This is a genomic window from Enterococcus sp. 7E2_DIV0204, from assembly GCF_002140855.1.
In the GTDB taxonomy this organism is placed as follows: Bacteria; Bacillota; Bacilli; order Lactobacillales; family Enterococcaceae; genus Enterococcus_L; species Enterococcus_L lemimoniae.
On the sequence record NZ_NGKY01000001.1, the window covers coordinates 150764 to 177094 of the forward strand.

Annotated in this window: 25 protein-coding genes and 2 tRNA genes; 5 read left to right on the plus strand and 22 right to left on the minus strand. The window is 37.4% G+C overall.

What is annotated here, in order from left to right; genetic code table 11:
* Positions 1–6: 6 nt before the first annotated feature.
* From pstB to A5819_RS00815, 14 genes are all read right to left on the minus strand, one after another.
* A complete protein-coding gene (pstB, locus tag A5819_RS00750) occupies positions 7–807 on the minus strand; it encodes a phosphate ABC transporter ATP-binding protein PstB (protein ID WP_086281092.1) in 801 nt (266 codons plus the stop codon).
* Between the two features lie 16 nt (positions 808–823).
* Positions 824–1708 (minus strand): phosphate ABC transporter permease PstA, encoded by an 885-nt coding sequence (pstA, locus tag A5819_RS00755; protein ID WP_086281088.1) that lies wholly within the window; start codon positions 1706–1708, stop codon positions 824–826.
* Positions 1708–2628 (minus strand): phosphate ABC transporter permease subunit PstC, encoded by a 921-nt coding sequence (pstC, locus tag A5819_RS00760; protein ID WP_086281085.1) that lies wholly within the window; start codon positions 2626–2628, stop codon positions 1708–1710. Before pstC ends, pstA begins: the two co-directional genes overlap by 1 nt.
* 373 nt (positions 2629–3001) lie before the next feature.
* Positions 3002–3856 (minus strand): phosphate ABC transporter substrate-binding protein PstS, encoded by an 855-nt coding sequence (locus A5819_RS00765; RefSeq protein WP_086281080.1) that lies wholly within the window; start codon positions 3854–3856, stop codon positions 3002–3004.
* A 220-nt stretch (positions 3857–4076) separates the two neighbouring features.
* Complete coding sequence (gene cls / locus A5819_RS00770; RefSeq protein ID WP_086281077.1) at positions 4077–5525, minus strand: cardiolipin synthase; 1449 nt, start codon at positions 5523–5525, stop codon at positions 4077–4079.
* A gap of 100 nt (positions 5526–5625) precedes the next feature.
* On the minus strand, positions 5626–6510 hold the full coding sequence (gene ftsX / locus A5819_RS00775; RefSeq protein ID WP_086281074.1) for a permease-like cell division protein FtsX: 885 nt from the start codon (positions 6508–6510) through the stop codon (positions 5626–5628).
* Positions 6503–7189, minus strand: a complete 687-nt coding sequence (gene ftsE, locus A5819_RS00780; RefSeq protein WP_010764430.1) for a cell division ATP-binding protein FtsE — start codon at positions 7187–7189, stop codon at positions 6503–6505. The genes ftsX and ftsE overlap by 8 nt, the downstream gene beginning before the upstream one ends.
* Before the next feature lie 107 nt (positions 7190–7296).
* Positions 7297–8398, minus strand: a protein-coding gene (gene prfB, locus A5819_RS00785) for a peptide chain release factor 2 (RefSeq protein ID WP_217808599.1) whose coding sequence is annotated in 2 segments (ribosomal slippage) — positions 7297–8325 and positions 8327–8398 — 1101 coding nt in all. Because the reading frame shifts where the segments join, the coding sequence is not laid out codon by codon here.
* A gap of 76 nt (positions 8399–8474) precedes the next feature.
* Entirely contained in the window at positions 8475–11006 is a 2532-nt protein-coding gene (gene secA / locus A5819_RS00790; protein ID WP_086281063.1) for a preprotein translocase subunit SecA, read from the minus strand.
* A 322-nt stretch (positions 11007–11328) separates the two neighbouring features.
* On the minus strand, positions 11329–11880 hold the full coding sequence (gene raiA, locus A5819_RS00795; protein ID WP_010760772.1) for a ribosome-associated translation inhibitor RaiA: 552 nt from the start codon (positions 11878–11880) through the stop codon (positions 11329–11331).
* Positions 11881–12017: 137 nt separating this feature from the next.
* The gene (locus A5819_RS00800; RefSeq protein ID WP_086281060.1) at positions 12018–12704 is read right to left on the minus strand and encodes a ComF family protein; all 687 of its coding nucleotides are present in this window, start codon (positions 12702–12704) and stop codon (positions 12018–12020) included.
* Positions 12694–14022: a DEAD/DEAH box helicase gene (locus A5819_RS00805; RefSeq protein ID WP_086281054.1), complete on the minus strand. Its 1329-nt coding sequence runs from the start codon at positions 14020–14022 to the stop codon at positions 12694–12696. Before A5819_RS00805 ends, A5819_RS00800 begins: the two co-directional genes overlap by 11 nt.
* 158 nt (positions 14023–14180) lie before the next feature.
* Positions 14181–14507, minus strand: coding sequence for a PTS sugar transporter subunit IIB (locus A5819_RS00810; protein WP_086281051.1), 327 nt, complete (start codon positions 14505–14507; stop codon positions 14181–14183).
* 121 nt (positions 14508–14628) lie between these two features.
* Positions 14629–14916 carry a hypothetical protein gene (locus tag A5819_RS00815; RefSeq protein WP_086281048.1) on the minus strand — a complete coding sequence of 96 codons (288 nt, stop codon included), beginning with the start codon at positions 14914–14916 and terminating at the stop codon, positions 14629–14631.
* Between the two features lie 181 nt (positions 14917–15097).
* Between A5819_RS00815 and A5819_RS00820 the strand changes: the two genes are divergently transcribed.
* From A5819_RS00820 to A5819_RS00835, 4 genes are all read left to right on the plus strand, one after another.
* Positions 15098–15757 carry a YigZ family protein gene (locus tag A5819_RS00820; protein ID WP_086281045.1) on the plus strand — a complete coding sequence of 220 codons (660 nt, stop codon included), beginning with the start codon at positions 15098–15100 and terminating at the stop codon, positions 15755–15757.
* Positions 15747–15983, plus strand: coding sequence for a DUF2829 domain-containing protein (locus A5819_RS00825; protein WP_086281043.1), 237 nt, complete (start codon positions 15747–15749; stop codon positions 15981–15983). The genes A5819_RS00820 and A5819_RS00825 overlap by 11 nt, the downstream gene beginning before the upstream one ends.
* A gap of 59 nt (positions 15984–16042) precedes the next feature.
* The gene (locus tag A5819_RS00830) at positions 16043–16825 is read left to right on the plus strand and encodes a 3-oxoacyl-ACP reductase (protein ID WP_176271330.1); all 783 of its coding nucleotides are present in this window, start codon (positions 16043–16045) and stop codon (positions 16823–16825) included.
* Between the two features lie 199 nt (positions 16826–17024).
* A complete protein-coding gene (locus tag A5819_RS00835) occupies positions 17025–17531 on the plus strand; it encodes a QueT transporter family protein (protein ID WP_086281038.1) in 507 nt (168 codons plus the stop codon).
* A gap of 68 nt (positions 17532–17599) precedes the next feature.
* On the opposite strand, the gene A5819_RS00840 is transcribed toward A5819_RS00835, so the two are convergent.
* Positions 17600–18307, minus strand: a complete 708-nt coding sequence (locus tag A5819_RS00840; RefSeq protein ID WP_086281034.1) for a GntR family transcriptional regulator — start codon at positions 18305–18307, stop codon at positions 17600–17602.
* Between the two features lie 278 nt (positions 18308–18585).
* A complete protein-coding gene (locus tag A5819_RS00845) occupies positions 18586–22833 on the minus strand; it encodes a 2-hydroxyacyl-CoA dehydratase (RefSeq protein ID WP_086281031.1) in 4248 nt (1415 codons plus the stop codon).
* Positions 22834–23025: 192 nt separating this feature from the next.
* On the opposite strand from A5819_RS00845, the gene A5819_RS00850 reads away from it, so the two are divergent.
* The gene (locus A5819_RS00850; protein WP_086281028.1) at positions 23026–23634 is read left to right on the plus strand and encodes a TetR/AcrR family transcriptional regulator; all 609 of its coding nucleotides are present in this window, start codon (positions 23026–23028) and stop codon (positions 23632–23634) included.
* Between the two features lie 64 nt (positions 23635–23698).
* Here the strand turns inward: A5819_RS00850 and A5819_RS00855 are convergent, their stop codons facing one another.
* The 6 genes from A5819_RS00855 to A5819_RS00880 all read right to left on the minus strand — a co-directional run bounded on the left by A5819_RS00855 (position 23699) and on the right by A5819_RS00880 (position 26330).
* The gene (locus A5819_RS00855) at positions 23699–23884 is read right to left on the minus strand and encodes a hypothetical protein (protein WP_086281026.1); all 186 of its coding nucleotides are present in this window, start codon (positions 23882–23884) and stop codon (positions 23699–23701) included.
* A 124-nt stretch (positions 23885–24008) separates the two neighbouring features.
* Positions 24009–24080: transfer RNA gene (locus A5819_RS00860), tRNA-Gln, on the minus strand.
* 11 nt (positions 24081–24091) lie between these two features.
* Positions 24092–24172, minus strand: a tRNA-Tyr gene (locus A5819_RS00865).
* 90 nt (positions 24173–24262) lie between these two features.
* A complete protein-coding gene (locus A5819_RS00870) occupies positions 24263–24496 on the minus strand; it encodes a DUF2969 domain-containing protein (protein ID WP_086281023.1) in 234 nt (77 codons plus the stop codon).
* Positions 24497–24677: 181 nt separating this feature from the next.
* Positions 24678–25532, minus strand: a complete 855-nt coding sequence (locus A5819_RS00875; RefSeq protein ID WP_086281020.1) for a hypothetical protein — start codon at positions 25530–25532, stop codon at positions 24678–24680.
* A gap of 18 nt (positions 25533–25550) precedes the next feature.
* A complete protein-coding gene (locus tag A5819_RS00880; protein ID WP_086281016.1) occupies positions 25551–26330 on the minus strand; it encodes a class D sortase in 780 nt (259 codons plus the stop codon).
* Position 26331: the final 1 nt, after the last annotated feature.

The following is a 26331-nucleotide window of genomic DNA, read 5'->3' on the forward strand; positions in this document are numbered from 1 at the left end:
CTCCTCCTAACCAAAATGTCCAGAAACGTAGTCTTCTGTTGCTTGAATTTTTGGTCGTGTAAAGATTTTTCTAGTTTCATCGTACTCAATAACTTTGCCTAAATAGAAAAAGGCAGTATAGTCACTGATACGGGCAGCTTGTTGCATATTATGCGTCACTATGATGATCGTGTAATCATCTTTCAAATTCACTAATGTTTCTTCTACTTTACCGGTTGAAATCGGATCTAGTGCACTAGCAGGTTCATCTAAAAGTAAAATATCAGGTTTCATCGCAATTGCTCTGGCAATACACAGACGTTGTTGTTGACCACCTGACAAAGCTAACGCACTTTTATCTAAGTTATCTTTGACCTGCTCCCAAAGTGCAGCTTGTTTTAAACTAGTTTCGACAATCTCATCTAGTTTTTTCTTATTTTTTTCACCATGTTGTTTTAATGCAAAGGTAATGTTTTCATAAATTGATTTGCTAAATGGATTGGGACGTTGAAATACCATACCGATCCGTTTCCGCATTTCATACACATCAACCTCTTTCGTGTTGACATTCACACCTTTATACATGATATTTCCCGTTACCCGAGTATTAGCGATACCATCATTCATTCGATTTAACGAACGTAGATAAGTCGATTTACCACAGCCAGATGGTCCGATCAACGCGGTGATTTTATTTTTTTCAAACTCTAAGTCGACCCCTTTGATCGCTTCGTTATCACCATACCACACATGTAGATCATCGGTATGCAAAGCAATTGGTTCTGGCAATTTAATAATATTGGTGTCATTTAAATTATATTCTTTCATTCTGATTCCCCTAACATTAGGCTGATGTCATTCTTTTATATAATCTGTTTCCGATAAAACGTGCGCCGAAATTAAATAGTAAAACGACTAAAATCAGAACAGCCGAAGCACCTGCAGAAACAGCTGCGCCATCAGGCATTGTGCCTTCTGTGTTGATTTTCCAAATATGAACGGCTAATGTTTCTGCTTGACGGAAAATACTGATTGGACTTGATACACTTAAAGGATTCCAATTGCTAAAATCAAGTGCTGGTGCACTTTGCCCTGCAGTATAGATCAACGCTGCCGCCTCACCAAAAATTCTTCCTGAGCTTAAGATCACTCCTGTTAAAATCCCTGGTAACGCTTCTGGAACGACTACTTTCATAACCGTTTCCCAGCGAGATAACCCTAACGATAATCCCGCTTCACGTTGTGTATAGTGGACTGCTTTTAATGATTCTTCCACATTCCTAGTTAATAATGGTAAGTTGAAAAAGGTTAGAGCTAATGCACCAGAAATAATAGAAAAACCATAGCCCATTTGAACTACAAAAATCAAGAAGCCAAACAAACCAACTACAACAGAAGGAAGCGAACTTAAAATTTCGATTGATGTCCGAATCACGTCTGTTACCCAATTTTTCTTTGCATATTCAGATAAATAGATACCCGCACCTAACGAAATTGGAAAGCTGATCAGCATTGTGATCAGTAACAAGTATAAGGAGTTGAATAATTGAATTCCGATTCCACCACCTGCTTGATATGCTTTAGAAGGTTTCGTTAAAAAGTCCCAAGAAATATGAGGAATACCACGAATTAAAATGTACATTAGTAACGCTGCTAGAATCAAAACAATAATTCCTGAAACAGCATACAAGACGCCAGTTGCAAATTTATCTGCTTTTTTTGCATTCATTATTTCAAGGCCCCTTTCCTACCAATAATTCGAATAATAATATTAAAGAATAATGACATTAACAACAGGATCAAAGCCAATGACCACAGTACATTGTTTTCTACTGTTCCCATAATCGTATTCCCAATCCCCATTGTCAAAATACTGGTTAAAGTAGATGCTGGTGTTGTTAAACTTGATGGCATGATTGCTGCATTACCGATAACCATTTGAATCGCCAACGCTTCACCGAAAGCACGTGCCATCCCAAAAACGACAGCAGTTAAAATTCCTGGTACCGCTGCTCGTAAAACGACTTTATAGATTGTTTGCCAACGTGTTGCCCCCAAAGCTAAAGAGGCTTCACGATAATGACGAGGTACTGATTTTAAGGCATCGACTGTCATTGTAGTTACCGTTGGTAAAATCATTACAAACAAGACAAACGTCCCAGCTAAAATCCCAAACCCTGTACCACCGAAAATCGAGCGAATAAAAGGGACGATCACAGACAAACCAATAAAACCATAAACAACAGATGGAATTCCAACTAATAACTCAATAACTGGTTGTAAAATTCTTGAGCCTTTCTTAGGAGAAATTTCTGTCATAAACACTGCAGCACCAATTGCAAATGGTGTTGCAATAATTGCAGACATAAACGTCACAATAAAAGAACCTGCAATCATCGGTAACGCACCTACCATAGGCTTACCGTCAGTTCCAGTTTCACTTGGATTCCAATTTGTACCGAATAAAAAGTCAGAAACTTTAATTTTATTTGTAAAAAAAGTCGCTAAACCCTTACTTGCGACAAAATAAAAGATCGATAGAACAACTAAAACAATCAAAGCAATACACAGAAAACTAATAAATTTCCCCCGCTGTTCCATTTTTGCGCGCTTTGATTTCGTTAACAATGTTTTCTGCACATCTTCCAAGAAAATTCCTCCTTATTTTAAAAGCGTAACGAGCTCGTTCAACTCCCACTGGAAAATAGGAAAAATCGAATGTGGCGCTTTTTGCCACAATCTATTTTTATCTTTTTCCCGAGGAGTTAGCTCGTGAAGCTAGATAACCATAAATGCATAACGAGCTCGTTCAGCTTCGACAGAAAAATAGGAAAAAATGATTGAGGTGTTCTTTACCTCACTCATTTTTTATCTTTTTTTCGAGAAGCTAGCTCGTGAAGCTAGATAAGTTCCCATGAATGCAACTCCTATCACAATAAATCCAGTGTAACTTTCCTACATAAATTTGCGTTTAATAACATGTAAATCTTATGTTAAGTTTGTAAATTTTGTGTAAAGGTGATTAGTTGATAAGATTTCCTTGCCAATCACGCTCTACTTTCATTTTTGAAACTGGAATATAGCCTAATTGTCCAATGATTTTTTCTTGTACATCATCTGATAACATAAACGCGAGAAACTCTTCTGTTAATTGTTTTGGTCTACCTAATGTATACATATGTTCATAAGACCAAATCGTCCACTTATTAGTGATTACATTCTCATCCGTTGGTTTTACACCATCAATACTTAAAGTGTTGACTTCATCGTTCACATAAGAAAAAGCTGTATAGCTGATTGCTCCCGGTGTATCTGCAACAATCGAGCGAACCATCCCACTAGAATCTTGTTCTTGAGCTTGGATCGCAGTTTTTCCGTCCAAGACCCATCTTTCAAACGTTGCACGAGTACCACTACCCGCAGCCCGGTTCAGCATAACAATAGGAATATCTTTCCCGCCAACTTCTTTCCAGTTGTTGATTTCACCTAAAAAGATTTTTCTAAGATTTTCTAATGAAATATCCGATACTCCAATATTTTTGTTAACAATCGGTGTAATTCCAACCACGGCTACTTTGTGATCAGTCAGTTTAGCAGCGTCAATTCCTTTTTTCTCTTCTGCAAATAAATCTGAATTTCCAATATCCACGGCTCCAGATTGAACCTGACTTAACCCCGTACCGCTACCGCCACCTTGGACGTTTACAAATCGTCCTGGGTTTTGATTTTGAAATTCTTCTGCAGCTGTTTCAACTAAAGGTTGTAAGGCTGACGAGCCAACTGCTGTGATCGATTCACCTCGATCAATCCACTTCGTACAACCTGACAATGTTAATATTCCAATTAGACTAAAAAATAATAGCATTTTCTTTTTCATTTATCTGTTAATCCTCCAAACTCAATTCAATCAATTCATTTTAACATTAACTGTTTCAGTTGAAAATTATAAGTTGTTGAACTCAGCATTTTTTTAGAATAAAATAACATAAATACTTATTCTGAAAAACAAAAAAAGATGTGGATAAAAGTAAAAATCACTTTTGTCTCACACCTTAAATCCATTTAATCGTTTCTGTCTCAGCCGCTTTCCAAACGCATCATAATAATGGTGAAATTAGACGAGCCAGTCCTTCTTTTAGTTTAATAATTAAGCCACGATTACGGTATATTTCTTCTGTTAAGAGCTTCGATACTTTAGAATCTTCCCAGAAAGCGTCCCTAACTTCTTTTGAAAATTCTTGATCATAAATAATCGTATTCACTTCAAAATCTAAGCGGAATGAACGAACATCAATATTAGCTGAGCCAACTGACACAATCCCACCATCAATAATCATCGTTTTAGCGTGAATAAATCCTTGCTCATAGGTTTCAATAATTGCTCCATATTCTAGTAATTCAGCTGAAAATGAATAGGTTGCCCAATAAACTAACATATGATCTGGTTTGTTTGGTATTTGTATACGGACTTTAACACCAGATAACAGGGCTAATTTTAATGCTTCATGGATCGATGCATCTGGTATATAATAGGGCGTTTGAATCAGAATTTCCTTTTTAGCGATTGAAATCATCTTAAGGTAAGTCATTTTGATCTGCTCATGTTCTGAATCGGGTCCGCTAGTTACCACTTGAACTGCTTTTTTTCCATCAGAATAAATTGGTGGAAAATAGGCATCATCATAGCTTAACTCTTGTCTATGTTGTGAATTCCAATCCATCAAAAAACGATTTTGTAAACTGTAAACAGCTTCTCCATGAATCCGTAAATGATTGTCTCGCCAATAACCAAATTTTTCAACCTCACCTAAATACTCATTTCCGACATTAAATCCGCCAGTATAGCCGATTTTACCATCAATTACGACGATTTTCCGATGATTGCGATAGTTGATTCTAGGATTTAGATACGGCACAAACAATGGAAAGAAAAAGGCAATTTCTCCGCCAAGCTTTTTTAGTTCTTCAAAAAATTTCATATTGACTTGTGTTGAACCCCAAGCATCTAAAAGCAATCGGACTTTTACGCCTCGTTTTACTGCATCAATTAATTCCTGTCTAATCTCTTTGCCTAGTGTATCACCACGGTAAATGTAGTATTCCATATGCACATGATCCGTTGCTTGACGGATATCTTCGATCAGTCCATCAAATTTTTCTCTTCCATCTGTATATAAACGAACCTCATTATTGGTTGTGTATAAGGAACTTTCAAATAAAGTCAGCATATAAATCAATTGCTTTGAGTCAACTTCTCCTGTTGGTGGATGTGGAAATAAGCCTCTTAATAACGCTTGTTTCTCCGATTCTATTTCAGCATTCATCCCAATTTTCGCTTGCATCTTCATATCAAAAATCTTATCTTTTGAAATTCCACGTCCTAAGAAAATATAAAGGATAAAGCCTAAGACTGGAATAAACATTAGTACAAGCAACCATGACCAGGTTTGTGCTGTTTGTTTCCTTTCCCTAAAAACAATGACTAACGATAATAGCATGTTCGCAATAAAAATAATAACAAATAAATTATCATATAAAAATTTCATGTATCCACCCCAATCACTTTTACATATATCCCTAGTAAAGCATAACCAACTTAAGAAAATAAGTAAAGAAAAAGCAGACAAAATTGTCTGCTTTCGAGTTTTAAATTTTTAAGAAACGACGCATTGAAATGATTGACCCTAAAGACCCAATTGTCATTCCAATCACGATCATCAAAATATCTATTTGCCAAACAAATGACTCAGGTTTTAGTAATGAGTAATTTGAACTCAACAATTGCGGGTTAAACAAGGTATAGAACTGTTGATACCCAAATGTTAAGACTAAGATTGGAATAATCGCTCCAATCAAGCCAATCCAAGCTCCTTCAATAAAGAAAGGCCAACGAATATAGCCGTTTTTAGCACCAACTAAACGCATGATTTGAATTTCTCTTTGGCGTGAGAGAATCGTGATACGAATCGTATTAGAAATTAAGAATACTGCTACAAATAATAATAAAATTGCAGCACCTAATCCCCAAGTTCTAACTTTTCCTGCAATACTAAAAATCTTATCTGAAGAAACGCCGCCGTAATCCGCTTTAAAGACATTCGGTAGTTTTGCCGCTTTTTCTGAGATTTTCTTTGTATCTGAAGGTTCTTTTGCACTTACATAATAAACGTCATACAATGGATTGCTGTCGCCTTCAAAGAGGTTCCACGCTTCACCCATTTGTTTTTGGATTTTCTCCAATTGTTTATCTTTGTTTGAATAAGAAATAGTCTCAACATTATCGATCTTATTCAATTCTTTTTCTAGTTTTTGCATTTCGTCTGGTGTTGTACCAATATCAACGAATACAGAAACAGTTACGTTTTCTTCGATATCTTTTGCTAATTTTGTAGCATTGAAAATTACTGCCATAAAAATCCCAACAAGGACTAAAGTAATCGTAACGGCACTGGCAGAAGCAATCGTCATCCACCCATTACGTTTTAAACTTTTGATACTTTCTAGGACGTGAGAAAAGAACGTTCTAATCATCGTAGCCATAGTCTCCTTCCGCTTGGTCTCGAATAATTCGGCCATTTTCAATGGCGATTACGCGATGACGGATCGTGTTTACAATCGTACTGTTATGTGTTGCCATTACAACAGTTGTTCCTTGAGCATTGATCCGGTCCAACAATTTCATGATTTCCCATGAGTTTTCTGGATCAAGGTTTCCTGTTGGTTCATCGGCAATTAGAACTTTCGGTGTATTTACAATTGCACGAGCAATTGAAACACGTTGTTGTTCCCCACCAGATAATTCACTTGGAAAGACTCTGACTTTATGTTTTAAACCAACTAAATCAAGAACTTCCATCACTCGTTTCTTGATATCTCTTGGCTTACGTCCAACAACCTGCATAGCATACGCAACGTTTTCATAGACGGTTTTTTTCGTCAATAATTTGTAATCTTGAAAGACGATACCAATTTCTCTTCTAAGGTAAGGGACTTCCGAATTTTTTATTTTCATCAAATCATGACTGGCAACCTTCAAACGTCCTTTTGTTGCTTTTTCTTCACGGTACATTAGTTTGATGAACGTTGATTTTCCGGCACCAGAAGGGCCAACAACATAAACGAATTCACCTTGTTTTATTTCTACTGAAATATTTCGGATAGCCGTTGTACCATTCGAATATTTCTTCATTACATCTTTCATTTCAATCATGGCGTATTCTCTCCATCTCTGTTTTCTAGACTATCAATCATTATAACATGACTTTGTTTCAAGGCTCTTTCAACAGTTTACAATTTTGTTTCATTTCTGTGAATTGATCAATTTAATTTCTGCTTTAAGTATGCATCGATAAAACCATCCAACTCTCCATCCATTACCGCCTGCACATTTCCCGTTTCGTAATTCGTCCGATGATCTTTAACCATTGAGTACGGATGGAAAACATAAGAACGAATTTGTGAACCCCAGCCGATTTCCAGTTGTTCACCACGTAGTGAAGCTGCTTCTTGTGCTTTTTTATCCATTTCTAATTGATAAAGTTTTGCTTTCAACATCCCCATTGCTTGTTCACGGTTTTTTAGTTGCGAACGTTGCGCTTGGCTTGCAACTACTGTTCCTGTTGGGATATGAGTGATTCGGACTGCTGATTCAGTTTTATTGATATGTTGTCCACCAGCTCCGCTAGCACGATACGTATCTACTTTTAAATCATCGGTATTGATATCGATCTCAACATTCTCATCTAATTCAGGCATGATATCAACGGAACAAAAAGAAGTATGACGACGTTTAGCTGAATCAAACGGTGAGATTCGGACTAAACGATGAACTCCTTTTTCAGACTTTAAATAGCCATAAGCATTGTATCCTTTAATTAAGAGCGTAACACTTTTAATGCCTGCTTCGTCTCCAGATTGGTAATCCAATGTTTCAACTTGAAATCCATGACTTTCAGCCCAGCGAGTGTACATTCGAAGCAACATGCTGCCCCAATCTTGTGACTCTGTTCCGCCAGCTCCAGGATGCAGTTCCATGATAACATTATTTTTGTCATAAGGCTCGTTTAACAATAACGATAGCTCATAAATGCTTAACTTTTCTTTCAGTGCTAACAAGCGTTCTTCCAGTTCTATTTGAGTTTCAGCGTCATATTCTTCTTGCTGCATCTCACTCATGATTTCTAATTCTTCCAATTCATCCGCAAACTGATGGAATTGCTGATATTTTTCTTTATACGAATTGGTTTCATTGATCAATTGTTGAGCCGTCACTGAATCATCCCAAAAACCCGGCTCGGCCATTCTGTTTTCTGCTTCTGCAATGTCTTCTTCTAGCTGATCTAAGTCAAAGAGACCCCCTAAAGCTTGTAATTGACTGATTCATTTCATCTAAAAGAGTTCGGATTTCAGCATTTTCCATGATATTTTCTTCCTTCCATTTTCAATACTTTATCACACAAACGAAGGCGAGGCGAATGCCTCACCTTCGTTAATTGTTACAATCCTTTACCGTGACAATTTTTGTATTTCTTCCCACTGCCACATGGACAAGGGTCGTTACGGCCAATTTTTTCATCAACGTGGATTGGTTTCTTTTTAGCACTTGTATTGCTTTGAGGCTCTTCTTCATCGGATTGATGAACTGCTTCACCTTGTGCCACTTGTTCACGTTGAACATTTTGACGAATTTCTGATTTCATGAATAAGCGTGTCACTTCAAATTCGATGGCTCCAATCATTTCTTCAAACATATTGTAGCCTTCTGTTTGATATTCGACTAATGGATTATTTTGTCCGTAAGCTCGTAAGCCAACTGATTGACGTAATTGATCCATTGCATCGATATGATCTGTCCATTTTGTATCGACAACGCGTAGGATAACAACTTTTTGGAATTCCAAGATTTGTTCTGGTCCGTTTAGTTGTTCTACTTTGATGTCATAGACTTCTTGAGCACGTTTAACTAAATATTCTTTGATTTCTTCTGGTGTCTTACCTTCGATATCTGATTTTGCAATAGAATCTTCATGAACTAAGGTTGATGCAGCAAAATCTACGATGCCGTCAAGGTTCCAGTTTTCTTTTTCTAATTGTGTATGGCTATCAACAACACGAGTAATCGTACGTTTTACCATATTTAATAATGTTTCAGTCAACTCTTTATCTTCCATGATAACTTCTTGACGTTGAGCGTAAATTACTTCACGCTGTTCACGCATGACATCATCGTACTGCAAGACATTTTTACGTGTATCATAGTTATTACCTTCAACACGTTTTTGAGCAGATTCCACTTGTTTGCTTAACATTTTACTTTGGATTACTGCATCTGATTCTTCAATATTCATACGATCTAAGAACGCTTTGATACGCTCTGAACCAAAACGCTTCATCAAGTCATCTTCAAGTGATAGATAGAATTGAGAAACCCCAGGATCTCCTTGACGACCTGCACGTCCACGTAATTGATTATCAATACGGCGAGACTCATGACGCTCAGTACCAATCACGGCTAAACCACCAAGTTCGATCACGCCAAGGCCTAATTTAATATCGGTACCACGACCAGCCATATTGGTAGCAATCGTAACCGCTCCTTTTTGACCAGCATTCATGATGATTTCCGCTTCTTTAAAGTGATTTTTCGCATTCAATACTTCGTGCGGTACTTTTTCTTGATTCAATAATTCTGATAATAACTCAGAAGTTTCAACAGCAACCGTACCAACTAAGACAGGTTGTCCATTATGGTAACGTTCTTTGATATCTTGAACTACCGCTTTAAATTTACTTTGTAATGTTGGGTAAAGTAAATCTGCACGGTCATCACGAATGATTGGACGGTTTGTTGGGATTTGGAACACTTGAATATTATAGATTTCACGGAATTCTTCTTCTTCCGTTTTGGCGGTACCAGTCATCCCAGCTAGTTTCTTATACATACGGAAATAGTTTTGGAATGTGATTGTCGCCATAGTTTTTGTTTCGTCTTCAATCTCTACGCCTTCTTTAGCTTCGATTGCTTGGTGTAAACCATCTGAATAACGACGACCGTCCATAATACGACCTGTAAATTGGTCAACAATCAGAACTTTGCCTTCTTGAACCACGTAATCAATGTCACGTAACATGATAAAGTTTGCACGTAACGCTTGGTCCATATGATGCGTTAACGCTGTATTTTCGATATCATACAGGTTTTCTAAACCAAAATTTTCTTCTGCTTTTTCAATACCAGCTTCAGTTAAACTAATTGTTTTAGACTGAACATCGATTTTATAATCTTCTTCTTCTTTTAATCGTTTCACAAAATTATCTGTACGCGTATAAAGAGCTGTTGATTTTTCAGCTTGACCAGAAATGATCAAGGGTGTCCGTGCTTCATCGATCAGGATTGAATCGACCTCATCTACGATAGCATAATTTAACGGACGTTGTACCATTTGATTGCGGTAAACAACCATGTTATCACGTAAATAATCAAAGCCTAGTTCGTTATTTGTACTATAAGTAATATCACAGTTATAAGCATCGCGTTTTTCTTCTGATGTTTTTGAGTTGATATTTAGACCCACTGTCAGACCTAAGAAATTGTACAACTCACCCATCTCATCTGAGTCACGAGTTGCTAAATACTCATTGACGGTTACAACATGAACTCCTTCACCTGTCAATGCGTTCAAGTAAACCGGCATTGTGGCAGTCAAGGTTTTCCCTTCCCCTGTTCTCATTTCAGGGATATTCCCATCATGCAAGACAATACCACCCATTAATTGAACATGGTACGGATATAAACCTAGAACACGTTTAGCTGCTTCACGAACGACCGCAAATGCTTCTGGCAATAATTGATCTAGTGTTTCCCCTTTTTGATAACGCGATTTGAATTCGTCTGTTTTTGCTTTTAATTCTTCATCGCTTAATGCAGCAATTGCTGAAGCATGAGTTTCTACTTGGTTGGCAATACCGTCCAAGCGTTTTAGTTCCTTTTTATCATTTTCAATCATCTTTTTTAAAAAATTAGCCATGTTTTTAAGTGTTCCTTTCAATAAACTCTATTTATTTTTTGCACTAAATGCACAATCATCCTTTCTATTTTATCATTAGTTGCCAAGAAAGGAAATAACTTCTCTTAATATTAACAATATATTATATTATTTTTTATGTATACGCACGTAAAACAAAGAAAAAAGACTGCGGCAAAACGTGTGCCGTCTTGCTACAGTCTCTTAAATATCGAATATCTGGAAGTAAAATCCACTTGATCTTCCTATTCTTCAAAACGCTCTATCTTCTAATGAATCAGATAGTTTAAAGCCAAATCAAGTAAATTTACGTTCCTATTTTTGTTTAGTCTGTTTCAATCAAACCATATTTACCATCTTTACGGCGGTAAACAATGCTTGTTCCATTTGTTTCTGAATCTTCAAAGATAAAGAAGTTATGTCCTAACATGTTCATTTGTAAAACAGCTTCTTCACTGTCCATTGGTTTTAGTGAAAGACGTTTTGTACGAACAATGTCTAATTCTGGCGTTTCATCTGGTGTTTCTTCACCATTTAAGAAAATAGCTGCTTTAGCAGTATTCATCCCTGTTTCACGAGATTTACGGTTGATTTTTGTTTTGAATTTACGAATTTGTCGTTCTAATTTATCTACAACTAAATCAACACTTGCATATAAATCAGGTGATGTTTCTTCAGCACGTAATACTAAATAAGGTAGAGGAATAGTAACCTCGACTTTTGCTGTTTTTTCAGTGTAGACTTTTAAGTTTACATGAACGGTTGCTTCTGGTGAATCACTGAAATAACGTTCTAGTTTACCAACTTTTTTCTCTACATAGTCTCGGATTGCTTCAGTAACTTCGATGTTTTCTCCACGCACATTATATCTAAACATAACGATTACCCCTTTCATCTGCCACTAAAGAAGGAATAAAAGGACCACTCTGTTATCCTTCTTCTTAATTCTATTATAACGAATTATAGTACTTTTGCCAACAAAATTGCGGACGATTTTTCATTTTATTTATTCTGCTATCTCGCAAGAGAAAACGTATACAGTTTAGCCGGGTGATTTTCTAAAATAACTTGTGCTCCATGAAAAATCGTCCGCCCCGTTGTATAGATATCATCGACCAAAAGAACACTTTTATTTGAGACTGCTTTTTGCCCTTCTTTGGTCAGCTCAAAAGGTTGAACTAACTGGAGTCGTTCACTTCTAGTTTTCGTCACTTGAGAAAGACCATCGGCAAAACGGACCAAATATGGCTGATAGGCGATTCCTGCTGCCTCAAGTAACCCTTCAACTTGATTGAATCCACGGACAGCCATACGCTCTTTGGAAATTGGCATTGGTATGACTATCCAATTTTTCTTTTGTCTAAAGTAAGTTTGTAACAGCGCAACAAAACTATACCTAAGTCTATAATTGCCTTTAAATTTATATTCTTCAAACCATTCTTGCATCGCTTGATTATATGAAAAAAGTGCTTCATGATGAAAATCATACTGTGGGTAAAGTTGTTGCCATTTTAAGCAATCACTACAATACGTATTTTGGGTTTGACGCTGGCATCCTTGACAGTTCCCTTTTGACTCCAGTAACTGAAATTTTTGGGTACACCGAGAACATAATTGCTCCGATACAATTTTCTTAGGTAAGAATATTTCGGCGAGCGTTAGATTTCTATTGATCACTTGACTGCAGTAATTACACTTCATCGATCAAGCCTCGCTCTAATCCTAGCGTATTCATTTTTTTGATCTGCTTGACTGCTTCTTTCATAGCTTTTGTGCAGCCATCATGTAAAAACCAGACTTCTCCTGCAGTATATTCTTTTCTCCGATCAACTCTACCCGCAATCTGAACCAGAGCAGATGTTGCAAAAACAGTATGATTGGCACCTAAAACAATCACAGAAACACCGTCAAATGTCACACCACGTTCTAAGATAGTCGACGTCATCAGAATACGATATTCCTTATTTCTCATCTTTAGAACTTTTTCTAGCCGTTGTGAATCTTGCGAATGAACAGAAGCGAGTGGCGTTTCTGGAAAACTCTTTTCCACAGCTTTTTCTAGTTGATTCATCAATGTAATAGTGGGACAAAAAATCAAGACATCATTTTTACTTATCAGCATACGAATCGTATTCTCAAAAGATTTAGGGCTGACGCCTTGCTTGATTTTTTCGTGCCAACGATAACACCATTTCATTTTTGGAACAGGTAACACTCTTCTATGATAACGAGCGGGTAAAATACTTGTCTTTAATTCATTTTGATTTGTTTTTTTAGTTAACGCTTCGGTCGGAGTTGCCGTGAGATAGATCAGTGAACTTTTTGGCTTGACTGCTTGCTTTACTCCATATTGTAGTAGTGGATTATCAACAAACGGAAAGGCATCTACTTCATCAATGATCAATACGTCAAAAGCCTGATAAAAGCGCAGTAATTGATGTGTTGTACATATCAGCAATTTAGTATAACGGTAGCTCTCTTCCATCTTTCCATGAAGCAGCAGGGCCCCTTCATCTGGAAAAACAGCTTGTATTCTTGGGAAAAGCTCTAAACAAACGTCCACTCTAGGCGAAGCTACTCCAACTCGATAACCACATTCTAAAGAATAATGGATGCTTTTAAACAACATTTCCGTTTTCCCAGCACCTGTAACCGCCCAAATCATGCGAGATTCAGCTTTTTTTACAGAAGCAACTAATTCATCTGAAACTTGCTGTTGTCCTATAGTTAATTGACCTTCCCAAGCAAAAGAAACCTTTCTTTTTCCTAAATCAGGCTCTGGTAAATGGTAAAATTGCTGACCAGTATCTACTCTACCTAATTGGATGCATTCTGGACAATAGTAGCACTGGTTCACTAACTGTACGGTAAATTTCAATTGAATCTGACCACAACGTAAACATTGAATTTTATTTTCCGCTAGTTCTTTCATCGTCGGTAAGGTCAGACTCGCTGTGTCAATTTGTTCGCTATGCTTGATTTCTTTTATCAAGACTTTTCTTCCCCATAATTCTTGCATTTTTTATCCCCTCCACTATTAAGCTACGCATTTCTTGCTTTGTTTTTTTTGAAGGGAAGCTCTCAGTGTAGAAAATAAAAAAAAGAGCAAAACAAAACGCGACACGTTTTGTTTTGCTCACTTAAAATAAACTTGCTATTAAAGCAACCGCCGATTTTTTATTGATTGTCTCCAATTAGTCTCAACGCTTGTTGTAAAACCTTTTCCCCATTCATCATACCATAATCTGCCATGTTGATTACTTCTAAAGGAATTCCTTTTGGTTCTAAACGTTTCTCAAAGTCACCCTTCATAAAACGTACTTGTGGACCTAATAATAAGACATCTACAGGCTTACTTTCTAAATTGTTATCCGCATCAGAAGCCGAAACTGCAAAGATATCCGCATCCAGCCCTTGTGCATCGGCAGCTTTTTGCATTTTTGTTACTAACAAACTTGTGCTCATCCCTGCAGAACATACAAGCATAATTGTTTTTTTAGCCATTCTATCCATCTCCTTTTTCTAATGATAACCTAGCTGATCTTTGTCTTCTATTCTTCATGATATCGTATAAACCAAATATTTGTCAACGCTTCCCGATTTTGGGTTCTCGCTATTTTTTCGTTTAAAATAACCAATTTGATTTTAGTAATTTATTAAAGACCACATATTCTTTTTCAAGATTGACTTGTACCACTTGATATCCTGCGTTAAGCCAGCCGTAAGCTCCTTTTTCAGGGTGCTTATGATCATTGGCCCACCAATCAATATCAGTTCGTGCTGTCTTAGGAAGTCCTGAATGAGGAAAAAGCAACTCGTCAAACTGAGTAAACGTTAGAGTTACTTGTGATCCACCATTAGTTGTTAAATAATGAGTAACGCTATCATATTTCTTTTGACGCTCTTTTGCCAAATCATTCACTCCTTTAGTTGAAAAAAATAATTTCTGCCAAAAAAACAGTATTCCTTTTATTATTATCTCATAAAATTTTTAAGAAGCAAATGAAGCTCTCTCAGGTATTTTAGAGAGAACAGTTGCTTATCGCCTTTATTTTTTTTATACTTAAGGCATTATGTAGTAAAGGACTGAGCAAATGCTTGAAAGTTATTTTACCATTCGCTCTGATGGAGAAAGTGAAATTGAGATCAAAAAATCTCGTTTTATCTGCTCTCTCAAACGAGTTTATTCAGAAGAGGAAGCCAAGGAATTTATTGCTCAAAAGAAAAAGGAACATTGGAAAGCCAATCACAATTGTAGTGCTTTTGTGATTGGTGAAAAAAGTGATATCCAACGTAGTAGTGATGATGGTGAACCTAGCGGAACTGCTGGTATTCCTATGTTAGAAGTACTGAAAAAACAAGAATTGATCAATGTCGCAGCCGTTGTTACCCGCTATTTTGGTGGAACGAAATTAGGCGCAGGTGGTTTGATTCGAGCTTATAGTCAGTCCGTATCTCATGCATTGAGCGCTGTTGGCTTAGTCGAAGGAAAATTACAACAGGAGATCCGTTTAACGATCAGTTATCCAAATTTAGGCAGTGTTCAAAATTTTATGGAACACAACCCGTATACTCTAAAAGACACGGTTTACGGCGAACATGTTGATGTTATCTGTCTTGTGGATGAACCTAAATCTGAGGAATTTATGACAGAAATCGTCGAATTAGTGAATGGACAAGTAACGTTTGAAACAGGCGAGTGTTCTTATCATGAACTGCCAATCATAAAAAAGGAGCAAGTAAATGACATTTGAAGAAATATTGCCACATATTAAAAAAGGAGCAAAAGCGGTCAGAGAGGGCTGGGGTGGTTTTGAATTGTATATTGAGCTTAGAGACGAGATCGGTACCTCAGATGGCACGTTCCTCCAAGTCACTCCCTATTTTTTAATTAAAACATCTGACGAAGGATACAGCATGTTCTCTCCAACACCTTGTGATGTTTTGGCTGAAGACTGGAAAATCGTCCACGCCGACTAAAATTTTGCTAAAAAGCTAGAACACTTAAAATAAGTCGCTCTAGCTTTTCTTTGATTACTATGAAAAGAGGTACAAGTATGCATTTCGATGAATACCAAGGTAAAACAATTTTTGTAACAGGAGCGGCTTCCGGGATCGGTCAAGCTCAAGCGATCGCTTTCGTAGAACAAGGTGCAAATGTGTTTGGTATGGATGTTGATCAAATTGGCTTGCGTAATACGTCTGAGCAAGCAACAAATTATCCTGGAAAGTTTGTCGCTTTTATCGGTGATGTAACCAAACCCAACGATATTGTTGCTGCTGTGGAAAGCGTAAATGACACATTTGGCAGTATTCATATTTTATTAAACACTGCGGGCATTCTAGATGACTACACCCCTACATTGAAAACAACAGAAGCCTTGTGGGATCGTGTTTTAGCTGTAAATTTAAAAGGAACCTTTTTACTCACTAATCAAATTTTACCACAACTTTTGATGCAAAAGCATGGTGTGATCATCAACATGGCTTCGATTGCTGGCATGGTAGCTGGCGGTGGTGGCGCGGCTTATACTGCCTCAAAACATGCGATCATTGGCTATACAAAGCAGTTGGATCATGATTATATCAGACAAGGAATCCGTGCGAATGCAATTGCTCCTGGAGCGATCCAGACACCCATGAATGCGGCTGATTTTGCTGGAGATGGTAAAATGGCCGAATGGGTCGCTAATGAAACCCCTGCTGGACGCTGGGCTAAACCTGCTGAAGTTGCTTCGCTAACATTATTTTTGGCAAGTCAACAGGCAGACTATATTCACGGAACTGTCATGACAATCGATGGTGGTTGGTTAGAAAAATAATAACATTTATATTTCACACCTTACTTTACAAATAGCACAATCTCCGATAACATAACATCCAGTGAAGCCATTCACACTGTCTAGCTTTACGAGCTAGCTTTCACACTATGACACTTCAGTTGGCAGCATTCTTTCTGTCACGTCCTTTGGTCATAGTTATCACTAAAACAGAGAAACTGTTTTACAAAGGAGAATCCAAATGAATAATCCAAATTCGCAGACTAAAGCTTGGTCTGTCATGTCCCTGACAAAAATGGCGCTGATTACAGCACTGTATGTTGTTGTTACTATTTTTTTAGCATCCTTTAGTTTTGGTGCTGTTCAACTTAGGCTTTCTGAGTTGTTCAATTACTTACCGATTTTTAACAAGCGTTATATTGGCGCCGTTACATTGGGTGTAGCTATTTCAAACTTTGCTTCACCATTGGGTTTAGTAGATGTTATAATAGGTAGTTTATCGACATTCGTCGTTTTATGTTTATCTTATTATGCCACCAAGCAGCTAAAAAGCCCCGTCAAAAAAATGATTCTAACTGCAATGATTTGTTCACTATCAATGTTTACAGTAGCTGGACAATTGACTTACTTTTATCAATTACCCTTTTTCTATACATGGCTAACCGTTGGAATTAGTGAAGTATTATCTATGTCCGTTGGCGGTATCTTGATTTATTGGGTTAATGAAAAAATAGATTTAACTAAATAAAAAAGAAAATGAATGCTGACAACTCTTCGATCTGAGTATGTTTAACGCGTTCATTTTCTTTTTTTAGTTTATTTTTCTAAGTAAAATTCAAAGCGATTTCCTACGTACTGGGTTCTGACATACTCAAACGGCGTGCCATTTTCAAAATAAGAAATTTGACGTAAACGAAGAATCGCATCTCCTCGTTTGATTTTTAAATAATCAGCAATCTGTTCCGATGCCAACATTGCTGAGATTGTTTGATTGGCGTGACCGATTTTATTGCCGCCTTTTTCTTCTAACGTTTTATAAAAAGAATTTGTGATTTCGGCTTTACTATATTGATCTACTAAAGAATACGGTACACTAGCAACTTCAAAGCAGATGGGCAGGTCATCAGCAAAACGAACACGCTCCATTCGAACGATTTGCTCGTTTTCTTTTAGGTTCAACTTTTCCATCTCGCTAGAACTTGGTTTCGCTACATAATAAGAAATTGTACGACTAGAAGGTACTCGATTTTGTGAAAGCATGATATCCGTAAAACTGGTGGTACCTGTCATTTTTTCTTGGACTTTTTTACGGGCAACGTAAGTTCCTGAGCCAATCTTACGTTCTAAAATCCCCTCGTCAGCAAGTGTTTGAATCGCTTGTCTCAACGTCATTCGACTTACACTGAACTGGATTGCCAACTCACGTTCGGATGGAAGGCGGTCTCCAATCTTCCAAACACCATGCTCAATATCATCTTTAATTTTATCGTGGATTTGAATATAAACTGGTAAACTCGAAACCATCTTATTTCCTCCTTTTTATTCTCTTTCATTATAACTGGTATATACCTCATAAACAACCACAAAGTCTAAAATTCAGTGAAGGAAAGCCTTTACGTCAAAATTTGGTATGCTTCAAACGAGAAATTTTTTTAGTCATTAAGTCTATTGTATACCGAATTGCACACAAAAAGAAAGAAAAAGTTTCGATTGAATTATCTTTTCAGATTGACTAATCGTAGAAAAAATAGAGGGTGTGGGACAAAAGTAAAAAGTACTTTTGTTTCACACCCTCTATTCTTTTATGAACGAACGTTTTCTTCATTCATCATTTTATTGGCTGTCGCCATCATCAAACGGATTCGATTTAATTGATTCACTAATGATACCCCAGGATCATAATCAATCGGTGCAATATTCGCCTTAGGGTATTGACGACGTAACTCCTTTGTCACACCTTTACCGACAACATGGTTTGGTAGACAACCGAACGGCTGCATACAGACAATATTATTGACATCTGACTTTAATAGTTCAATCATTTCACCAGTCAGGAACCAGCCTTCACCAGTATGATTTCCAATTGAAAGGATCTTTCCGGCATCCTCAGCTAATTCGTGGATAGAACTCAATCCTTCAAATCGCTTGGAACTTCTTAAGGCTTTATCCATCGGTTTTTCAACATATTCGATAATTCGGATTGCAAATTGAGCTAAGTTTTTACTTTGTTTAGACATGCCCATATTATCGTATTTCCAAATTTGATTATATAAAGAGTAATTCATAAAGCCAACGATGTCTGGTACGACAGCTTCTGCCCCTTCTGCTTCTAATAAACGGACAATATCGTTATTAGCAGTCGGTGAGTATTTTACTAAGATTTCACCCACGATACCGACTTTGGGTTTCTTGATTTCATTCAAGGGCACTTCATCAAACTCTTTAATAATTTTTTTCATATTACGATTGAATAACGTCAGTGAACCGTTGCGGACATTTTTTTCGATTTGTTTTAGCCATTTATCATGGAGCGCATCGATCATCCCGACTTCGGTTTCATAAGGGCGTGTGCGGTAAACGACCCGTTCAAATAAATCCCCGTATAAAAATGCGACTGCGACACGTTTCAACATTGGCAAGGTAAATTTAAACCCTGGATTAGATTCGACCCCTTTGTTCCCCATCGAGACAGAAACAACAGGCACTTGCGGGAAACCAGCATCGTTCAAGGCTTTTCTAAGGAGCGGAATATAGTTCGTTGCTCGACAACCACCACCTGTTTGCGTCATCATCACACTGACATGATCGAGATCATACTCACCGCTTTCCAGCGCTTCAACCAGTTGACCGATCGAAATAATTGCTGGATAACAGGCATCGTTATTGACGTATTTCAGACCGACATTGACCGCTTCCCGATCATCTGCTGGTAAACAAACCACATTATAACCAGATGCTTTTAATGCAACATCGACTAACCCAGATTGATGGATTGGGCTAAGCATTGGTAGTAACAAGGTATGGGTCTTTTTCATTTCCTTGGTAAAGATGATTTTTTCTGGCTCTTCGTGCTGCATTTTTGGTTCAAAATGCATTTTTTCCCGTTCGCCAACTGCCGCTTTCAAAGAACGTAACCGAATCCTGATAGCCCCTAAATTAGACCCTTCATCGATTTTTAAGACCGTATAGATTTTGCCATATTGATCCATGATTTCCTCTACTTGGTCGGTTGTAACGGCATCTAAGCCACAGCCAAATGAATTCAATTGAACTAGTTCAAGATTTTTAGATTTTGCCACAACACGTGCTGCTGCATATAAACGAGAATGATACACCCACTGATTTACCACGCGTAAATTTCCAACATCACTTAAATGAGAAACACAATCTTCCGTTAAAACATGGAACCCTTCTTGCGTGATCACATCGGCGATTCCATGATTGATTTCAGGGTCTAAATGATACGGGCGCCCAGATAAAACAATGCCCTTCTCGCCTTTTTGATTTAGCATTACTAAGGTTTCTTCTCCTTTATTACGGACATCATCTTTAAAAGCATCTAATTCTTCATAACCATGACGAAGTGCTTGGGCCACTTGCTCTGCTGAAATACCAAGATCTGCAAAGGTTTCACTTAACACTTTTGCTACAGAAGCTTCATTTGCTAGATTGATATAAGGATTACGATAATCGACTTTACCGTCACGAATATCATCAACATTGTTCCGAATGACATCAGGATAGCTTTGCACGATTGGACAGTTAAAATGATTATCTGCTTCGGCTGACTCTTGGCGTTCAAAAACGACACCAGGATAAAAAATCATTGGTACCTTAGAATCGATCAAGGCTTGAATATGACCATGAGAAATTTTAGCTGGATAACACGCTGTATCACTTGGAATAGTTTCCATACCTTGTTCATACAATTCTTTATTTGAACGTGGCGATAATTCTACTCGGAAGCCCAGATCTGTAAAGAAGGTATGCCACAACGGATAATTTTCATACATATTCAAGACACGAGGGATCCCAATCCTGCCATGCACCGCATCTTTTTCTTTTAAAGGGCGGTACTTAAATAGTTTCCGGTATTTATAATCAACTAAATTAACCTTGCGATCTTCTTTCTTGACTTTGATCCTTGCACCACGTTCACAGCGATTCCCAGTGACAAATTGACGCCCATCAGAAAAAATCGTTACCGTCATCATACAATTGTTTTCACAAAGACCACAGTGAGTAAATTCTTTATCAGCTGTAAATGTATCTAGCTCCTCTAGCCCAAGAATCGTAGTTTCTTCTCCTAATTCGTAATTTTCTAAGGCAATCAATGCGGCACCATAAGCACCCATCAAACCTGCGATAGACGGGCGAACCACTTCTCGTTCACTGATCATTTCAAAGGCTCGCAACACGGCTTCATTATAAAAAGTCCCACCTTGGCAAACGATTTTTTTTCCTAGTTCTTCCGGACGACGGACTTTGATTACTTTGTAAATGGCGTTTTTGATTACTGAATAAGAAAGTCCTGCTGAAATATCGCCAACTGATGCCCCCTCTTTTTGAACTTGTTTCACTTTCGAGTTCATAAATACAGTACAACGAGACCCAAGATCCACCGGCGCTTTGGAACTGAGCGCTTCAAGGGCAAAGTCTTTGACATCAAAATTCAATGATTTAGCGAACGTTTCAATAAAAGAACCGCAACCAGAGGAACAAGCTTCATTTAATTGAATCGAAGACAACACACCATCTTTGATCGTCATCGCCTTCATATCTTGACCACCAATGTCTAAGATAAAATCGACACCCGGCTGAAAATGATTAGCGGCTTTATAATGCGCCATCGTTTCAACTTCACCGATATCAACTTTTAAGGCATTTTTGATTAGATGTTCTCCATAGCCTGTAACAGCTGCTTTCCCAATAAAAACATCTTGCGGCAAATGTTGGTATAAGTCTTTTAAAACACTCATTGTGGTCTCTAACGGCTGTCCTTGATTGTTTCCGTAAAATGAAAATAATAAATTACCGTCTTCATCGATCAGGGTAACTTTGGTTGTAGTTGAGCCAGCATCGATTCCTAAAAATGCTACACCATGATGTTCAGACAAGGCTTTTTCTTGCGCTTTCGCTTGATTATGACGTGCTCTAAACGCGTCTAATTCTGCTTCACCTTGAAATAATGGTTCTAACGTATCGGTCGGCTTTAATTGTTCTTGATCGCCTTTGGTTAAACGGTGGATCAACTCAGCTAATGTGGTTGGATTAGCCCCTTCTGAATAAATCGCCGCACCCATTGCCACAAATAATTGAGGGTTTTCTGGAAAAATCACATCTTCTGGTTTTACATCCAAGGTTTCAATGAATCGTTTTCTAAGTTCCGACATAAAGAACAGCGGTCCGCCTAAAAAGGCGATCTTTCCTTTGATTTTGCGACCAGCCGCAAGGCCCGCAATTGTTTGATTGACGACTGCTTGAAAAATGCTGGCAGAGATATCTTCTTTCGCTGCCCCTTCATTGATCAACGGCTGCACATCAGTCTTAGCAAACACACCGCACCTTGAGGCAATAGGATAGATTGTTTGATAGTTTTTAGCCAATTCATTGACACCATTTGCATCTGTTTTCAACAATACTGCCATTTGATCGATAAAAGCACCTGTACCTCCTGCACAGCTACCATTCATCCGTTGCTCTAAGGCACCTTCAAAAAAGGTGATTTTGGCATCTTCACCACCTAGCTCAATCGCTACATCCGTTTCTGGTATGATTTCTTCTACTGTTCTTGTACAGGCAATCACTTCTTGAACAAAAGAGATAGTCAAAACATCTGCTAGTCCCATACCACCAGACCCAGTGATTGTCATTGTGATCGGCGTTTCTTCACCTATTTCATTCATCGCTTCATTCAATACTTTTTCGGTTGCTGCTTTTACATCGGAGTAGTGTCGCTCGTATTTGGCGAATAGTGTATGATTTTTTTCGTCAATAATTACTAATTTCACAGTTGTTGAACCAACGTCTATTCCTGCTCTGATTGTCATACGTTTGATCTCCTTATAATCCATATCCTTTTATTTCACAACACTTTGTTGATTATCCTACAAGGTGTCTGATATAATACTTATGTATATTTTAGAAAGATTCTAATTTAAATGCAACAAGCAAAATACCCAAATTTGTGAGATAAGCAACAAACTTTAAAAATCTGTTGATTATTTCGAAAGGAAATTTTTATGTCAAAGAAAACTGACCTCCGAGTAAAACGAACACACAAAATGATTATTGAAGCTTTCTTTCACTTAGTTGAGGAAAAAGGATATGACTGTATAACGATTCAAGACATCGCCGACGAAGCAATGATCAATCGTGCGACTTTTTATGCTCACTTTAAAGACAAACAAGACCTTTATGAACAAATTTTTGATTTTGCAATCAATGCCTTCACTTCTGTTATTGATACGGAGCAGATCATCGTCAGTAATCGCATCAAAGTAAAACAGATAGAATTTTTACTAACCCATATTTATATCAATATTCAAAAAAACAAAAATTTCTTTTTGACGATCATGGATGGAAGTTCAAATGAGTTGTTACGCAAGAAGTTAGCAGATATCATTTATGAAAAATATGCGGATATCTTTTCTAAGTTGAAAATTACGGAGAATGATATTGAAGTACCGATTGATTTTATCATTGAATACATGACTTCTATCTTCATTGGCACCCTACATTGGTGGATCACAAGTGACACAGACATGTCGCCAAACCATCTGGCTAGACTTGTTATTAAACTGGTCGGAAATGGTCACCTGACCGTTCTGGGCCTAGAAATCGATAAATAACCCAGATTAAAGGAAAATAGGCTAAAACAACAGATAATCGCTGTTGTTTTAGCCTATTATTGATTTAGCGGTTTTTAGCACGCCATTTTTTTGTATGCGCCGTATCTCGAGTAGATACAACTTGGATACCTGTCGCTTTATCTTTGCTGTCTTTTTTAGAAAAAAGATTGACCTTTACATCATATTTACCTTCACGTGCTAAGTCATAGACTCTTTCTGCCGTTTCAGTTATTTTGTCTTTAATATTCATCGGGTTCACTCCTCATGCTTTTTATCCACTTTATCACATATTTTGAAAAAAGAGAACAGAAGTCACCCTGATTTTTCAAGCAAAAAAAAGAACAACTCTTAGTGAGTTGTTCTCATAAAAAAAACTGGGGTAGCTGGATTCGAACCAACGCATGACAGGATCAAAACCTGTTGCCTTACCGCTTGGCTATACCCCAAAGGTTAAAAATGGAGGAAAGTGGATTCGAACCACTGAACCCTAAGGAACGGATTTACAGTCCGTCGCGTTTAGCCACTTCGCTATTCCTCCAAAAGGTTTTAGTAAAAAACCTGACTTAGTTATAATACAAAACTTTTAACAAAAATGCAAGCCTTTTTCGAAAAAAAGTTGTTATTTATTTTAGTCGTTTAAATTCCATTGGCGAATCACGTATTCGATTGCTTCATCAAGCGTTTTCACAGTCGCTTCATTGCGTCCATCGATCACAACCGCAAATTTTTTTGCTTCTTGTGCAAGAACTTGACCGATTTCTTTCTTGCCGATCGTTAAGATACTAACTGTGACTGACTCACCATTGATTTTTTTTTCAGTTTCTTCTATTTTTACTTCTATATCTTTATTTTTCTTCGACATCTTCATCCCTCCCAAGCCTCTATGGTATCACGTTACACGAAAAAAAGAAAGAGGCCGAGACAAAAGTGTTTAGCTTCTGCTTATTTCCGAAAGAGCTATTTTTTTCTCGCCGTTTATTCGAATTTAAAGAGCGGGATAAAACTGGTTTTTAGTTTTGTCCCGCTCTTTAATTGTTCTAAGTTTAAATACTAAATAATTGTTTTCTCTTCACTTCACTAAGTAAGCCAAAGACAATACCTGCTACAATCGAAACAGCTCCTACAACGATAAACAGCCATAAAAAGCTTGATAAGTAAGTTTGGATAAAATCATACATGGCCTTAGACTGAATACCAAGCCTCGTTAAAGTACCCTGAATTAGGATAATTGCTGGAACTACAAGCATCATCAAGCCACTACCAACCCAAACATAAGCCCAGTATCTAAATAAACGATGGACATACCCTCTTAACGAAGAATAGAGAGAAAAGCTTAGTAAAGCCCATAAAACACCACAAACAACCATAAAAATAACTAATGTTGATTTATAATTCATCACTTTACGTCCGTAAGAAACTAAAAACGGCAGCTCAACATAGCCTTTATAAATTTTCACAGCATTCTCTGAAAGTCCCGTGACAGCCGCCTCTGATTCTGGTGTTGTCTGGATGCCCTTCTCATTCATATAATGACTGATTGCCGTTGAAACAGTTGTTTGAATCTCTTTTTCATTAGAAATCGAATATTTTGTCCCAGTATTGTACATTGCGTTAAAATAGGCATCTACATCTTTTTTTACTAACTCTTTGCTGATTGATTGATGCAATACACCTTCTGGAATGTTACTTCCTAAAGCGCTATTTTCAATTTGTCGATTGATTTCTTCAGTCAACTCTGAATAATAGTCTGCTTTAACTGCTTGTTTTTCTATATAGCCTTCACTAAAAAGTGTCAATCGTAAGGTCAATAAAATCAAAAAGGCAAACAAAAATACAGAAGATAAGAAAGCAATAAAATAGCGAGAGATAGTTTTCATTAAATGACCACTTTTTTTCATCTGACGGGTTCTCCTCCTTTATGACTTCTCATCAATGATTGGTCCAGATACATAGTCTGCAGAAACAAAAACACGTTCTGGTGTTAAACCAATCGCATCTAATGGATAACAAGTATAAAGAATCAGTGATCTTTTTGAACGGTCGCCTAACTTCGTATTGATTGCTGAGTCTTTATAATTCGCAACCTTTACTTCTGTCACTTGATACGTATAATCGCCATAATGAGTATGGACCTCGACTTGATCACCAGGTTCTAAGTAATAGATTTTCCCAAAAGAAGGCAGATTATGCCCGCCGATCAACGTCGCTCCAAGATCTCCTGGAATCATACTGCCGATGTACTGTCCTGCGCCTAAACGCAAGATTTCTTCGCTATCTCCGTAATATAATGGCTCATTAATTCCAACTTTATCGATCACTACTTCCCCAAATTGATCTCCACCTACTGGATAGACCATACTTGAAGAAGCTAAATCGCCCGTTTTAGTCACTTCGATTCCATTCGCAACTGCTTTCGACTCTTGATCAACGAGGTCCGCTGTCTGCTCAGTGGTTTGATCTACTGATTTATCGGTTACTTTTCCTGATGTTGTTTGCTCTTTTGTTGCATTTCTTTGTTCAAAAAGGTTCGTCCCTTTTTGCTCAAAATTCGGAGCATCATTCAGTGAAATCAATTCGACTGCTGAAGTAGCAAAATTAATGACAGGTGCGCCAATTATGTAAATAATGAGATAGCCAAAAAACATAAAGAGAAGAGGCATGTAAATAAATGCCCCTACTCTTTTTAATTGTTTCATA